The organism is Armatimonadota bacterium, assembly GCA_031459715.1.
GTDB classification, from domain to species: domain Bacteria; phylum Sysuimicrobiota; class Sysuimicrobiia; order Sysuimicrobiales; family Humicultoraceae; genus Humicultor; species Humicultor tengchongensis.
Genome location: JAVKIA010000005.1, coordinates 59,128 through 73,799 on the forward strand (window position 1 = coordinate 59,128; position 14,672 = coordinate 73,799).

The following is a 14,672-nucleotide window of genomic DNA, read 5'->3' on the forward strand; positions in this document are numbered from 1 at the left end:
CACCCCCTTCTGCCGGAGATGCGAGGGGACTGGCGCGAGATTGTCTGGTAGGTCTGGCCTTGCGAGAACTTACGACAGATGACCTGCGGACTCCTGCCAGCTTCCATGCCATATGGCAACAGGGTTCCGCAGATGCCCAGGCGTTACTTCGTCCGCCTCACCTTGAACTCCGTCCGGACGTTCCCCAGGGCCTCGAAGGTCTCTTCCCGCAGGGCGATGATCACCTGATCCGCCCGGATGCTGTTTCCGTCCTCGTCCTGCAGGTAGACGTTCCCACTGACGGTAACGCGGCGATCGCGGTGGGTGTAGCGGGCACTGTCGCCTGTAGCCAGCCGCGCCCCCTGGGTGAGTTTCACCTCCCCCTCGGCCTCCATGTCGCGGGACTGGAGAAAGAGGGTGAGCCGCTGGCAGGCCAGCCGCGCCGGTGCGGCCAGGACCTGACGCGCTTCCTCGCTTGCCGGCCGTTCGCCTTCCGGCAGCAACAGATCTCCGGTCAGGCCCTCCACCACCACGTCTCCCTCCAGGAGAAGGCGCCCCTGCGCCTCCGAGTACCACCCGCGGGCGGCACGCGCTGCGCGATCACGCTGGCGTACGCGTACGTCTCCCCTGGCCTCGGCCTCGGGGACGTCCCAGCGGAAGCGCATCTGCTCGGCGGTGATGGTCGTCTCTTCCCGGGCCAGGGCGTCCACCGGCGGCTGAGCGGCGGCCTGGGGCGTCCCCGGTCGGACCAGGCGGGCCCCGCCGCTCATCTCCGCACGCGTGGTACGCAGGTTGGCAGCCAGCCGCGCACCCGTCAGGATGCTGCCAGCCTGGCTCAGGCGCACCCCGCCCTCTGCCGTCACCTGGTCGGTGCGGCCATCGTGGGTCAGCACCGGGGCCCGGACTTCCAGGTCCTTCTGGGTCACCGTGACCCCGGCCGAAGCCTGGGTCACACGTGTCTCCAGGGCGAAGCGCACCCAACCCGCGCGCAGTACCATGTCCCCCTGCACCAGCACCACGTGACCTTCGGCCTCTGCCGTCCGGGAGCGGATCTCATAGCGGATGCCCTCGGCGGCCAGCCGGGCACCGGGTTGCTGCACCACCACCTGCCCCTGAGCCGTCGCCACCTGAGCACGCTGGTCAAGCCGCAGCCGACCCGCCCGGATCTCCACCTCGCCGACGGTGAGGCGCACGTGCCCTTCGGCCATGAAGACCCGGGCACGCGCGTCATACCGTATCCGGTCGGCCTGGAGACGCCCGGTCTGCGGCTCACCCGGGGTCGCGGGTGCAGCCTCCGCGCCAAGCTGTCCCGCAGTGCCGGCCGCCACTGCAGCCGCCATCAGGACCACCAGGGGCAGCCACCTGAGGGCCCTCACCGTGGGCCTCCCAGCTCGGGCAGGGAGTCCTCCAGGGTGAAGGTCACATCCACGTCGCCCTCGAGCTGCAGCGCTTCCAGGGCCAGGTCCACCACTAGCCGGTCGGCCCGCAGGTGGTGTCCCCCGATCTTCACCTCCACGCCGCGTGGGAAGGTCAGCGTGCGCCGCGCGGCGCTCCAGCGGGCTTCGGGCGCGAGCATCCTGTCGCCCTGCGCGGAGGTGATCTCAATGTCGCCCAGGACGGTGAAGTCCTGGGTGCGGCGGTCCAGGATGATCTCCCGCGCGCGAAGGCGCAGCACCGGGGCACCGTCCCGGTAGAGCGTGGCCCGGGAGATGCCGCGGAAATGCGCGACGCGAGCATCGGCACTCACCTCGACCCGATCAGCCTTCACCTCCGCCTGCTTCTCTCCCTGGTGGCGGAGCACGAGCGCGGCCTCCCTGATGGCCACGCTGGGCGGCGTGGCGGCCGGCGCAGGAGTCAGCACAGATGGCGGGGGGCGGCGCAGGTGCCACCCGATGAAGGCGCCCGCAGCCAGCGCTGCGGCCAGCATCACGGAAGCGACCGGGCGGCTAGGAAGAGGCGCCAACGCTGCTCACCCGGGATGGCACGGGGGCGCGGCGGCCCCACTGGTCCTGGCGGGCCCAGATGGCCAGCCCGCCGGCCGTAAAGAGGAGATTGGGCAGCCAGGCGGCGAGGGCGGGGGAGACGGCCCCGGCAGCCCCCATCGCCCGGGCACTGGACATCACGGCGTAGTAGAGGAAGAGGACGATCACGGTCAGCCCCATACCCAGAAAACGGCCACCCTGCGCGGTGTACACGCTGAGCGGCGCGGCCAGCAGCGCAAAGACCACGGCTGCCAGCGGAACAGCGAACTTGCGGTGCAGTTCCATGACCGAGGCCGACGCCGCCCCCTGGTGGCCGAAGGCGGCCAGGTACCGGCGCAGTTCGCGGGCGGTCATCTCGTCCGGCGTCCTCTCCCCGGCCAGGAAGGCTTCGCTGTCCACCTCCACCGCAATGTCCATCCGGGCGAACCGGGCTTCATACCGCGTGAACCCCTGTTCATCCAGTTCCCGGACGACCCCTTCCGCCAGCCGCAGTGCTCGCCCACCCCAGGTCGCCTGGCGCGCAGTGATCAGCCGGGGAAGTGCACCTGCCGGTTCGTAGACCATGACGTTGTGCAGGGTCTGGTCCCGGTCGGTGCGTTCAATGTAGAAGAATCGATTGCCAGGACCCCGGAAGAAGACCTGCTGGCGGATCTGCGGCAGGGCGTCGCCCAGCACCGCCCGGCGGAGGAGCATGTTGGCCTGCCGGTTCGCCCAGGGCGCAAAGTACTCGTTGGTGAAGAACGCGGCCACGGCGGCCACCAGGCCGAAGGCCAGGACCGGGGCGAAGATTCGGGTCAGGCTGAGGCCGGCCAGTCGCAGGGCCTGCAGCTCCTGGTCCTTCGTCAGGCGGGCCAGCCCCAGCAGGGCGCCAAAGAGAGTGGAGACGGGAAAGGTGATGACCAGGATCGCCGGGAGCTTGTAGGCTAGCAACCTGGCCAGGACCTCCAGGGTAATCCGGCGTGCGGCCACCAGGCTGGCCAGCGCGTAGAGCACATCGCCGGCCAGCATCACCACGAAGGCGCCCACCCCCAGCAGAAAGGGTGCTCCGATCTCGCGCAGGATGTACCGGTCGGCAGTGGTCACGGTGGCGCTCCACCAGATGAAGAGGTCCTGGCGGAGGGCCGTGGGAATCGAACCCACCGGAGACCCGTTGAGCCTCCCACCGGTTTTGAAGACCGGGGCCCGCACCAGCGGACGCTGCCCTCCGCCCTGTATTGTAGGCGGCTTTGCCACTGCGTGCACCGGAGGGCGAGGTCAGAAGTCGGGTATACTAGGGGCGTAGCTGTGCTGGCGCGGGCCGCCGTTCGTCCCGCATGGGGAGGACCTGGATGCGACCTGCTGTCACGCTCCTCCTGGCTGCGCTCACCCTGACCCTCCTCGCCCCGGCCGCTCCCTCCGCGCCCGCCGGGCCAGCTGCATGCCTGGTGCAGGACGGACAGGGCATCGCTGCCGTACGCCTGGGCATAGACGAGGCGAAGATGCTGCGCCTGCTGGGCCCACCCGCAGGGCGGACTGCCGGTGCGTCGGGCGAGGTCATCTACACCTTTCCCGGCGTGGTCAGCCAGGTCACCGCCATCTCCGGCGTGGTGCGCCGGCTGGCCACCCGCCACCCTGTCTGCGTTACGGCGAAGGGCGTGCGGGTCGGCGACGGCGAGGCGACGGTGCGGGCAGCATACCAGCAGGCGCCTGGCAGTGTGCGCACCCAGTCCGATGGCGTGGTCCGGCTGCTCTACCCCTTCGACGGTGTGGGCTTCGTCCTGATTGGCGGCGCCGTGGCGCTGATCGAGGTGTTCCATGCCCAGCCGCTCTCCCGAGCGGCGGCGCGGGCCCCGGCCGGGGAAGCCACACCGGCGCCTCCTCAGGCCCCGGCTGGAGTGACCCTGCAGGAGGTGACCGGTCGGCTGGAAGATTCGACCTTCGTTGTCTCCGGCTCAGTGGCGAACTCCGGGGCTCCCATCGCCGTCTTCGTGGAGATCGTCTTACTGGGCGCAGACGGCAGCCGCCTGGCGGAGGTCTCCGCCGCCGTCATCCCCAATCCGGTGGGACCCGGCCGGACCGGCAGCTTCCAGGAGCGGGTGCCCGTGACGACGGTAGTGGCCAGGTTTACCGTGACGGTGCGGACGATGAACCCGCCGCACCGGGCACTAGCCGAGCTGACCCAGCAGGTCGGGGAGGTGGCGCAGTTTGCCGGCATGCTGGACCGGTTGATCGACGTGGCGGTCCTCCCTCCGGCAGCCGGGCGTCCCGGAGGCAGCGCGGTCGCTGTGACCAACCGCAGCCCGCTGCGCATCACCGGGCTCGCCCTGGAGCTGACGCTGCGGGGAGTCTGCCGCAACTTGGTGCAGCCCCTGGCTCCACTTCCCACGGTGCCGCCGCAGCCTGCTCCTACGCCTACCGTCGTCCCGTTCACCGTGACGCGCACCGAGATGGTGCAGCTCCCCGTGCTGGGCCCCGGCGCGCGGGTAGAGGTGTCGATCGGGACCCAGGGCCGGGGTCCCTGCCAGGGGGCCAACACCCAGTGGACGGTGACGTGGCGGGTCCTGGCCGGCTCGGTTCAGGCCGCCGAGGGGAGATAGTCGAGCACCGCGCTGGTACGGGCTCCGTGGGCGGGTATAGCTGTCGGTCCCTGCGGGCGGGCCTACCGCGGCGGCGGTGATCCCAGGATCCTGCGGTCGCCCAATCTCCGGGTCAGCCGGATGCCGTCGAAGTACTCCAGGAGGGCGAGGGCAAACTTCCGGCTGGTTCCCAGCGCGTCGCGCACCTGGGCCACCGTCACCTCTCCGGTAGCCTGCGCCATGGCGACCACGCGGCGAGCAACCTCCTCGACGATCTCTGCCGCAAAGACTATCCCGGGCGCCACCTCCACCAGCGCTCCCTCTTCCAGCAGCGACTGCACCATCCTGGCAAAGGCCGGCCCGCTGCCCAGCCGCGCACCGACTTCCTGGAGCGTGGGGGGCGAGAAGCGTCCCTCCCCCAGAGCGTGCAGGATGGCCCGGCGCAGACTCTCCTCCTCCGGTGCAAACACCGGGCGGTGCGTCCCCAGGTGGACCAGGCCGCGGGTGACCGCTACCGTGCCCGCAGCCAGCAGGCGATCCAGGACGGCGGCGAAGAGGCGGTCGTCGGCTCCGGGGGCGGCGCGAGTTTTGAGCTCCTCGCGGGGCACCCCCATACGCCAGGGCATCTGCTGGTGCGCCTCCACCAGTAACTCCCGCACGCGGGCGGTTACCCGATCTACAGCTGCGGCATCGAACAGGCGCTCACGGACCTGGATCACCCTGCCTTGCGCCACCAGGCGGGCCGCGGCCCGGGCCACCGCTTCCGGGTTCTGCGCCAGCGTGGGTGCCAGCTCCTGGGCAGCGGCACCGACCACCCCCCGGGCGGCGATGGCGGCATGGACCAGGGTGTCTGCGTCGGCCGAGGAGAGCGCGGAGACTTCTGCTACGGCCTGCGCACCGCGCCGCCGCCGCGGGGGGTTGACCGTGATCACCTCTCCGCCGCCCAGGGTAGCCACCGGAGAGGTGCGGCGCAGGACGAACCGGTCGCCGCGGGCGGCTACGATGGGCCGCTCCAGGCGCACCTGCACCAGTGCTTCCTCCCCCGGGCTCAGTCTCTCCCGGTCGAGCAGGGCCAGGCGGCAGAAGGCCTCCGCGGTTCCCAGGTACAGGCGCAGACGCACCAGGTGCGGCAGCGGCGGCGCGGCCGGCAAGACGCGCACGCGGGCGTCGAGCTGTACAGCCGGGGTCAGCGTCCCCGGGGTCGCCAGGACCATGCCGCGCTCTAGCGCCCCGCGCTCTACACCCGCCAGGTTCAGCGCCGCCCGTGACCCCGCCACCACCTCCGCCATCCGCTGCCCGTGGCGCTCCACCTGGCGCACGCGGACGGCCAGCCCGCCCGGCAGGACCTCCAGCGTCTCCCCGGGACGGACCCGACCGCTCCACAGCGTCCCGGTCACCACGGTCCCGAACCCAGGCATGGTGAAGACCCGGTCGATCGGGAGGCGCACCGGGCCCTCGGCGGGACGGGGAGCGACGGTATCCAGCAGGCGGTCGATCTCTACCACGAGCCGATCCAGGCCCTGCCCGGTCCTGGCCGAGACGGGCACCACCGGGGCACCCTCCAGAAAGGACCCCGCGGTCAGGCGGTCCAGGTCCTCCTCCACCAGGAGCAGCCAGGCCGGATCGTCCACCAGGTCCACTTTGTTCAGCACCACCAGCCCCCGCCGCACATCCAGCAGGCGCAGGATGTCCAGGTGCTCGCGGGTCTGCGGCATCACCCCTTCGTCCGCCGCCACCACCAGCAGCACTGCGTCAATTCCGGCCGCGCCGGCCAGCATGTTCTTGATCAGCCGTTCGTGCCCCGGGACGTCGACGATGCCCACCCGCCGCCCGCTGGGCAGGTCCAGGTGGGCGAAGCCCAGATCGATGGTCATCCCGCGGCGCTTCTCCTCCTCCAGGCGGTCGGGGTCGATTCCGGTGAGCGCCTTGACCAGGGCGCTCTTCCCGTGGTCGATGTGCCCGGCGGTGCCCAGAACGTACGCGGGGGAGGTTGCGGCGAGCTGCTGCGGACTCACCGGAAGGCTTCGACGACGTCGGGCAGCTCATCGGGCAGGATGGTGCGCAGGTTGAGCAGCAACCCCCCTTCGTGGATCCGCACCATCACCGGCGGGCGCCGCTGCCGCAGGCGGGACGCCCAGGCGTCCGCCGCGCCGTCGCGGGGCTGGACCAGGACGGCGGCGGAAGGTAGCGCCACGCCGGGCAGCGCGCCTCCCCCTACCTGGGCGTCCGCTGAGAGGCAGGTGACGGTAGCCCGGTCGCCCAGGGTCTTGCGCAGCCGGCGGGCCAGCCACAGGGCGCGGTCGGTCAGCTCGTGCGGATCTGCGGCCAGCATGCGCAACACTGGCACCTCCTGCCAGGCCTCCTCCGGGGAGAGGTAGTGCCGCAGGGTGGCCGCGAGAGCGGCCAGGTCCAGCCGGTCAATGCGCACGGCGCGGGCCAGCGGGTGGCGCCGGCAACGGTCCACCGCGTCCACCCGGCCGACCATGACGCCCGCCTGCGGCCCACCCAGCAGCTTGTCGCCGCTGAAGGTGACCAGGGCGCAGCCTGCCGCTACCGCCTCCTGGACCGTCGGCTCCGGCGGGAGGTTTCGGGTGCGCAGGTCTACCAGCGCGCCGCTGCCCAGGTCGTACATTACGGGGATGCCGCGGGCGACGCCCAGGGCCACCAGGTCGCGTACCTCCACCTCGTGGACGAAGCCGGTCATGGCGAAGTTGCTGCGGTGCACCTTCAGCAGCAGGGCGGTCTCGGGACTGATGGCTCGCTCGTAGTCGTGGAGGTAGGTCTTGTTGGTCGTCCCCACCTCCACCAGGCGGGCTCCGCTCTGCGCCATCACATCCGGCATGCGGAAGGCCCCGCCGATCTCCACCAGCTCCCCGCGGGAGACGACCACCTGACGGCCGGCCGCCAGAGCCGCCAGCCCCAGCAGGACGGCGGCGGCGTTGTTGTTCACCACATATCCGGCCTCGGCACCCGTGACCACCTCCAGCAGGCCCTCTACGTGCGCCTGACGGCAGCCGCGGTCGCCGGTTTCCGGATCGACCTCCAGGAGGGTGTAGCCGGCCAGCGCCGCGCGCACCGCCTCCTGCGCGGCATCGCTCAAGGGGGCGCGCCCCAGGTTGGTGTGGATGATGATGCCGGTGGCGTTGATGGTGCGGGTCAGGCGCCCCCGGGCGTGCCAGGCCACAACTCGGTTGCTTTCCTCGAAGACGGAAGCGGGGGACCAGCCGGTCGGCGCGCTGCCGTCTAACAGGCGGCGGCGGGCGTCCTCGACCACCCGGCGCACGTACCGGGCGGCCAGCGGGCGGGGAATCCCGTGGAGGTGACCCTCCGCCTCCAGTTGCTGGAGCACCCGCTCCACGGAGGGGAGCTCGCGCAGCCGGGGGTCGGGAGGGACGGCCACGGCAGCCGCCCTATTCCTCGGCCAGCTCCAGCGCGGGGGCATCCGCGGCGGGGCGCCGTCCGCGGGCCCGCTCCCGCAGGCGGTCGACGGCCTCCGGGGGCACGTACTGGCTGCCCGGAGGGAGGCGGGTGGCCAGGTCCCCGCCGTGAAAGTCCGTCCCCCCGGTCACCAGCAGGCCGCGGCTGCGGGCGATCTGCAGGTAGCGCTCCACCATCGCCGGGGTGTGGTCCGGATAGTAGGCCTCGATTCCCTCCAGCCCTGCACTCAGTAGCTCCTCCACCATGGTCTCGTCCCCCAGCCAGCCGGGGTGGGCCAGCACGGCCACCCCCCCGGCGCGGCGGATGATCTCCACCGCCTGCGCCGGGGCCACCTTCAACCGCTCCACGTATGCCGGGCCATTTCGCCCGATGTACCTGGCGAATGCCTCCGCGGTCTCGCTGACGTGCCCCGCCTCCACCAGGGCGCGGGCCACGTGTGGCCGGCCCACCGCCCCTCCGCCGGCCAGCGCCAGGACCCGCTCCAGGCGGATGGGGGCACCCAGAGCGGCCAGTTTCTCCACCATGCGCTGCGCCCGGTGCAGCCGACCCTCCCGAAGCCGCCGCAGCAGGGCCTGCAGCCATTCCAGCCGGTGGTCGATGAAGTAGCCCAGGATGTGCACCTCTGTCTGCGGGACGTCGGTGTTCAGCTCCACCGCCGGGATTACCTCGATCCCGACCTCTCTCCCCGCCCGCACCGCCTCCTCCACGCTCTCCGTGGAGTCGTGGTCGGCCACGGCCAGGATCCCCACTCCCCACCGCCGCGCCAGGCCGACCAGCTGCGTGGCGGTGAGCAGGCCGTCGGAGGCCACGGTGTGGGTGTGCAGGTCAATGCGCATCGCCCGTCGCCCCGGCCTCGTCGCGCAGGAGGTGGATGCGGGTGATGCTCTGCGCGCGGCCGTCGGCATCGACCTCCAGGGCCACGCCGCAGAGCTGCACCGCGCCGCGGGCCACGCCAAACCGTGTGGGCAAACCGGTCAGGAAGTGCTCCAGGATGGCCCGTCGCTCCATCCCGATGACCCCGTCCCGCGGCCCGGTCATCCCCACGTCGGTGATGAAGGCCGTCCCTCGGGGTAGGATGCGCTCATCGGCGGTCTGCACGTGGGTGTGCGTCCCCAGCACGGCGCTCACCCTGCCGTCCAGGTACCAGCCCAGGGCCACCTTCTCCGAGGTGGCCTCCGCGTGGAAGTCCACGATGATCACCGGAGTGGTCTTGCGCAGCTCCTCCGTCAACTCGGCTCCCACGCGGAAGGGGTCGTCCAGCTCCCCCATGAAGACCCGCCCCTGCAGGTTGAGGACGGCCACCGGACCCTGGGGGCACTCCACGGTGAGCGCACCGCGCCCGGGCGCCCCCGGCGGGTAGTTGGCCGGCCGCAGCAGCCGGGGGTGCGCATCCAGCAGGGGGACGGCCTCACGCTTCTGCCAGGTGTGGTTTCCGCCGGTGATGACGTCCACGCCGGCAGCCAGGATCTCCTCGGCGGTTTCCCTGGTGATCCCCACTCCCCCTGCGGCGTTCTCCCCGTTGGCGATGACCAGGGCGGCGCCGTACTCACGGCGCAATCCGGGGAGCAGCGCCTTGAGGATGCGCCGCCCCGGGCGGCCGCAGACATCGCCGATCATCAGGATCCTCACCCGGCCCTACCGCGCGTACTCGATGGCCCGCGTCTCGCGCAGCACGGTCACCTTAATCTGGCCCGGGTACTCCAGGTCGCTCTCGATCTTCCGGGCCAGGTCCCGCGCCAGCGCGGCGGCGGAGAGATCGTCCACCTCCTGAGGCTTGACCAGCACGCGGATCTCCCTCCCCGCCTGGATGGCGTAAGCCTTGTCCACCCCCGGGAAAGAGGTGGCCAGGCGTTCAAGGCTCTCCAGCCGCTTGATGTACATCTCCACGGTCTCCTTGCGGGCCCCGGGGCGGCTGGCGGAGATGGCGTCGGCTGCGGCCACCAGGATGGACTCCACCCGGCTGGGCTCGGCGTCGCCGTGGTGGTACTCGATGGCGTTGATCACTTCCGGGGGCTCGTGGTAGCGGCGGCAGACGTCCACCCCGATGGTGCTGTGCGTGCCGTCCACCTCGTGGGTGAGGGCCTTGCCGATGTCGTGGAGCAACCCGGCACGGCGGGCCAGGACGGGGTCTGCATCCAGGTAGGTGGCCAGCAGCCCGGCCAGCAGCGCCACCTCCACGGAGTGCTGCAGGAGGTTCTGCCCGTAGGAGTGGCGGAACTTCAACCGCCCCAGCAGCTTGATCTCCTCGGGATGCAGGCCGTGCACGCCGGCCTCAAAGGCCGCCCGCTCCCCCTCCTCCCGGATGCGCTGCTCCAGCTCCCGCTGGGCCTTCTCCACCATCTCCTCGATCCGAGCCGGGTGGATACGCCCGTCGGCGATCAACTTCTCCAGGGCCAGACGGGCCACCTCGCGGCGCACCGGATCGAAGGAAGAGAGGGTGACGGCCTCCGGCGTGTCGTCGATGATCACGTCCACGCCGGTGAGGCTCTCCAGGGCGCGGATGTTCCGCCCCTCCCGGCCGATGACCCGCCCCTTCATCTCCTCGTTGGGCAGGGGGACCACGGAGACGGTCACCTCGGCCGTGTGGTCGGCGGCAACCCGCTGCACGGCCAGGGCCACAATCTCCCGGGCCCTGCGCTCGGCCTCTTCGCGGGCCGCAGACTCGATTTTCTTCACCAGGGCGGCCGCGTCGCTCTTGGCTTCCTCAGATACCTGCCGCAGGAGCTGCTCGCGGGCCTGTTCTGCGGTCAGCCCGCTGATGCGTTCCAGTTCCTGCCGCTGCTGCTGGCGGAGCGCCTCGACCTCTTCGCGTGCCTTCTGGACCTCCTGCTCTTTCTGGGCGATCAGTCTCTCGCGCTTCTCCTGGAGCTCTCCCTTGCGCTCGAGGTTCTCCTCACGCTGTACCAGACGCCGCTCGAGGCGCTGCAGCTCGGCCCGCTGTTCGCGGATCTCGCGCTCGGCCTCGCGCTTGATTCGGAACGCCTCGTCCTTGGCCTCAACCAGGGCCTCCCGCTTCCGGGCCTCAGCCTCGCGGGCCGCCTCCTCCAGAATCTTCTTGGCGGCAGCTTCGGCGGACTGAATCCGCGCCTCGGCGACGCTCTTACGCAGGAGGAATCCAAGGAGGAACGCGACCGCACCCACCGCAATGACGATGCCGACGACCAGGGGGTCGATGGGTGGTCACCTCCTCGCCGGGCACCCGCCAGGGTGCCCGGGCCTATGACGCCGCCCGCACCGGGCGACGGCTGCTGTACCTGCTCAGAACGCCGCGCGCATCACCTGCCGATCGAGCGGAAATGAGCGCAGAGCGCTTCTTAGTATTCTAGTCCTCGTGGGATTTAGGCGTCAAGGAATGGCCATATGGCCCCTTCCCCGCGTGCCTCAGTGGGCTGGCGGGGGCGGCTGCCAGAGGGGACCGGGCAATTGTGGTGGCGCCTCCTCCGCAACGGCGATGACCCGGTCGGCAAAAGGCTCATACTCCTGCCGGCAGGTGAAGAGCAGTACCTGGTGGGACTCGCTGATCCGCCGCAGCAGAGCCATCGCCGCCCGCAGCCGGTCCTGGTCGAATGTCCCGAACGGGTCATCCAGGAGCAGCGGGGGATGGCTGCCCTCCGCGAGCACCTCAACCAGAGCCAGGCGCACGGCCAGGTAGGCCTGGTCCGCAGTCCCCCGTGACAGAGAGGGCTCGGCCGGCTCCAGCCAGGCGCCTGCCTGAGGCACCCAGACCCACACCCGCAGCGGAGGCTCCTCGATCCGCACTCTGTCGTAGGCCCCCAGCGTGAGCAGGCTGAGGTACTCCCCCGCCCGCTCCTCCACCAGCCGCCTCGCCGGGATGAGAGCCTGCTGGCGCGCCGTCTGCAGCCCGTCCTTCGCCGCCCGCCAGACGCGGGCCCTGCGCCGCGCCGCCTCCAGCGCCTCCCGGCGCTCCGCCAGCTGCTCCTCGACCACCATTAGCCCCTCGTAGTCCGGTGTCCCTTCTGCCGCTTCCCGCTCCAGGTGCTCTCGCCGCGCCTGCAGCGCGTGCACCCGCCGGGTCAGGTCGCTCACCTGGTGCTCGAGCTGCTGTACCTGCAGGGGGCCGAGCCGCTTGGCCGCCACTTCGGGCCGCTGCAGAACGACCTCCCGCCCGGCAATGTCCGCGCGCACCCGGCCGAGCTCTTCCCGCAGGTCCTCCAGCGTCCGGCCGCCCAGAAGCGCCTCTACCATGGTGCGCACCGCCGCCTGCTCCTGGAAGAGCTGGCGCATCTGTGCCTGCCGCTGCTCCGCCTGCTCGGGCGTAGCGCTCCCTGTGGCCGCCAGGACGGTGCGCAGCGTCTCCTCCTGTTCTGCCAGGGTGTGTCGGGCCGCGCGCAGCCCCCGCTCCACCTCCTCCACGCGTGCGGCCGCGGCCTCCCGTTCCCGGCGCAGCTCCCCCGCCCTGCGCTGGCGGGCGACACCAAGGAGCGCCGCTCCCCCCGCCAGGATGGCCACCAGAAGGACCGCCACCGGGACCGTGAAGACCCGTGCCGCCCCCAGTGCCGCCGCCACAGCTCCCGCCAGTAGCAGGAGGCCTGGCAGCACCCCGACACCCCGCGGCACAGCCGGCGTTGATGCCAGCGCGTCCATAGCCTCCTGCGCGGCCCGCAGCTCCACCTGCCGCCGCTGCACCTCCTGCCGCTGGCTCTGTACGGCGCCTGCGGCCGTGTGCAGCCGGGCGATGGAGGAGTCATCGGGGACGCCGCGGCTTTGCAGGATCTCCAGGTCACGCCCCAGCTCCTGGAGGCGGAGGTAGCCTTTCTCAATGGCCGCGACCCGTTCCGCCAGGGCACCCTCCCGGGCGCGGAGCGGATCGAGCTGCGCCTGCAGGGCCATGACGTCGCGGTTCGCCTGCAGCAAGGCCTCCCGGTCCCGCAGCTCCCGCGCGGCCGCCTCGGCCTCGCCGCGGAGCCGCTTAAGCTCCTCCCGCTGCGCGTCGAGGCGGGTGATGCGCCGCTGCAGCTCGGCCTGCTGCGCCTGGAGCCCTTCCACCTCCTCCTGCAGGCGGCGGATCACCCCCGGGTTCTTCACCGGCCGGTCCAGCCCCCGCTCCAGCTCGGTGAGCTCCCTCTCCAGCCGCCTGAGCACGGCACCCGCCTCCGCATCTCCGGGGCCGGCCTGGACGACGCGGGAGAGGCGGGCCCCGATGTCGGCAGCCCCGACCCGCAAGCTTGCAATCTCCGCCTGCTCCACCATCGCTGTGGACCGGTACAGCGCCTCCGTGGAGAGGCCCAGGGCCTGCAGCATCCGTTCCTGCGCCCGCGCTCCCTCCCAGGTCCGCCCCTGGTGCAGATCCCGCAGCTGCGCGCGGCGGTGCTCGAAGTCCTTGCGCAGCTCAAAACGCCTCCCCTCTGCCTCGAACTCCAGGGTGATGGCTCCCAGGCTCTCGCTGCCCCAGGGGCGCCAGCTCTCCACCCGCCTGGCCGTGGTCGCCGGATTGACGAAGAAGGCCGTGAGGATGGCCTGGCGCACCGTGGACTTCCCCGCCTCATTGGGCCCCACCAGGACGTTGAGGCGGGGGTCGAAGACGTAGACAGCTTCCTGGAACCGGCGGAAGTGGTGGATGTGCAGCGCCAGCAGGCGCACTACGGCTCCTCGGCGCCAAGCAGCATCGCCACCCCTACCTGTAGCGCCTCTTCCAGGATCGGCCGCTCCTGCGGTGGCGCGGTCGCGGCCCGCTCCCGCATCAGCCGGATGTACCGTCCGACCAGGGTGCGCTCGGGGAAGGCCTCCAGGGCCTCCTCTTCCAGCCAGACCGTGACCTGGTTGCGCACCCGGGCGCGAAAGCACGCCTCCTGCAGGGCCTCCTCCAGATCCCGCACCTGGGGTAGTCGATGGGGTGGCGCCATCCCCGTCAGCACCACGTCCAGCACCACGTCCGGTCCAGCCGCGCCCATAGCTGCTGCACGCACCCGATCGGGGTCCAGGCCGGTGATGTCCACCTCCACCCGCCGGTAGCTCCGGCGGCCCACGCGCACCGGGCGCACCTGTGCCTGGCCAGGTTGGGGGATGGTCACCAGCAGGACCTGCCCCGCCTCCTGATCCATGGCCAGGAACTCGGGTGCGCCCGCATACCAGGCGGGAGTGGGCGGTCCGGTGACCGCCTGGGTGGAGTGCCAGTCGCCGAGAGCGAGGTAGTCCAGTCCGAGCCGCCGCACGTCCGCGGGGTGGATTGTTCCCGCCTCCACCACGCCCTCGCGGTAGGCGCTGCCATGCGCCAGGCCCACGGCGAACTGCGTGGTCCGCTCCTGTGGCCAGCCGCGCAGAGGCTGCGGCCCATCGGGTCCCACCGACTGGCCGATCACGGTCAGGTCCAGGTCCGGGAGGATCAGGGTCTGCGGCTGTGCCCCAAAGAGCGTCACGTTGTCGCAGGTGGCCTCAAACCGCGCCCGGCTCCACACGCTCTCCTCTCCCAGGGGGTCGTGGTTGCCGGCCAGCAGGACCACGCGGATGCCGCCGTCCCGCAGCCGGAGGAACTGCTCTCGGACGAAGGCCAGCGTGGCCTCGCTTTGCCGCTGGGAGTCGAACAGGTCGCCGGCGACAAGCAGCAGGTCGACCCGCTGCTGCAGCGCCAGATCCACGATGCGGGCGAAGGTCCGCCGCAGCTGCTCGCGGTGCTCCCGTCCGTGCGCTCCCAGACCGGGGAACCCCATCCCCAGGTGGACGTCTGCGGTGTGCAGCAGGGAGATCACCGACCGCCTCC

At 71.4% G+C, this 14,672-nt stretch carries 11 protein-coding genes and 1 tRNA gene; 1 reads left to right on the forward strand and 11 read right to left on the reverse strand.

The features are described from left to right. Nucleotides 1-143 precede the first annotated feature (143 nt). From QN152_03570 to QN152_03585, 4 genes are all read right to left on the reverse strand, one after another. Nucleotides 144-1,355 carry an LptA/OstA family protein gene (locus tag QN152_03570; protein ID MDR7538593.1) on the reverse strand — a complete coding sequence of 404 codons (1,212 nt, stop codon included), beginning with the start codon at nt 1,353-1,355 and terminating at the stop codon, nt 144-146. Continuing rightward, a complete protein-coding gene (gene lptC, locus QN152_03575; GenBank protein MDR7538594.1) occupies nt 1,352-1,906 on the reverse strand; it encodes an LPS export ABC transporter periplasmic protein LptC in 555 nt (184 codons plus the stop codon). Before lptC ends, QN152_03570 begins: the two co-directional genes overlap by 4 nt. 19 nt (nt 1,907-1,925) lie before the next feature. After that, nucleotides 1,926-3,044, reverse strand: a complete 1,119-nt coding sequence (locus tag QN152_03580; GenBank protein ID MDR7538595.1) for an LptF/LptG family permease — start codon at nt 3,042-3,044, stop codon at nt 1,926-1,928. Between the two features lie 28 nt (nt 3,045-3,072). Beyond that, nucleotides 3,073-3,167, reverse strand: a tRNA-Sec gene (locus tag QN152_03585). Nucleotides 3,168-3,289: 122 nt separating this feature from the next. Here QN152_03585 and QN152_03590 point away from each other — a divergent pair. Beyond that, a complete protein-coding gene (locus tag QN152_03590) occupies nt 3,290-4,537 on the forward strand; it encodes a hypothetical protein (GenBank protein ID MDR7538596.1) in 1,248 nt (415 codons plus the stop codon). Between the two features lie 62 nt (nt 4,538-4,599). Here the strand turns inward: QN152_03590 and selB are convergent, their stop codons facing one another. From selB to QN152_03625, 7 genes are all read right to left on the reverse strand, one after another. Next, the gene (gene selB, locus QN152_03595; protein ID MDR7538597.1) at nt 4,600-6,531 is read right to left on the reverse strand and encodes a selenocysteine-specific translation elongation factor; all 1,932 of its coding nucleotides are present in this window, start codon (nt 6,529-6,531) and stop codon (nt 4,600-4,602) included. After that, entirely contained in the window at nt 6,528-7,916 is a 1,389-nt protein-coding gene (gene selA, locus QN152_03600; GenBank protein MDR7538598.1) for an L-seryl-tRNA(Sec) selenium transferase, read from the reverse strand. Before selA ends, selB begins: the two co-directional genes overlap by 4 nt. Nucleotides 7,917-7,926: 10 nt before the next feature. After that, entirely contained in the window at nt 7,927-8,790 is an 864-nt protein-coding gene (locus QN152_03605; protein MDR7538599.1) for a PHP domain-containing protein, read from the reverse strand. Further along, nucleotides 8,780-9,583, reverse strand: coding sequence for a TIGR00282 family metallophosphoesterase (locus QN152_03610; protein MDR7538600.1), 804 nt, complete (start codon nt 9,581-9,583; stop codon nt 8,780-8,782). The genes QN152_03605 and QN152_03610 overlap by 11 nt, the downstream gene beginning before the upstream one ends. Before the next feature lie 6 nt (nt 9,584-9,589). Continuing rightward, complete coding sequence (rny, locus tag QN152_03615; GenBank protein ID MDR7538601.1) at nt 9,590-11,095, reverse strand: ribonuclease Y; 1,506 nt, start codon at nt 11,093-11,095, stop codon at nt 9,590-9,592. A 240-nt stretch (nt 11,096-11,335) separates the two neighbouring features. Continuing rightward, entirely contained in the window at nt 11,336-13,555 is a 2,220-nt protein-coding gene (locus tag QN152_03620; protein ID MDR7538602.1) for an AAA family ATPase, read from the reverse strand. Further along, nucleotides 13,555-14,661, reverse strand: a complete 1,107-nt coding sequence (locus tag QN152_03625) for a DNA repair exonuclease (protein MDR7538603.1) — start codon at nt 14,659-14,661, stop codon at nt 13,555-13,557. Before QN152_03625 ends, QN152_03620 begins: the two co-directional genes overlap by 1 nt. Nucleotides 14,662-14,672: the final 11 nt, after the last annotated feature.

What these genes read in the sequence shown, in the direction of transcription:
- QN152_03605 (MDR7538599.1), bottom strand. Translation starts at nt 8,790, where the DNA reads ATGCGCATTGACCTGCACACCCACACCGTGGCCTCCGACGGCCTGCTC.
- lptC (MDR7538594.1), bottom strand. Translation starts at nt 1,906, where the DNA reads ATGCTGGCCGCAGCGCTGGCTGCGGGCGCCTTCATCGGGTGGCACCTG.
- QN152_03590 (MDR7538596.1), top strand. Translation starts at nt 3,290, where the DNA reads ATGCGACCTGCTGTCACGCTCCTCCTGGCTGCGCTCACCCTGACCCTC.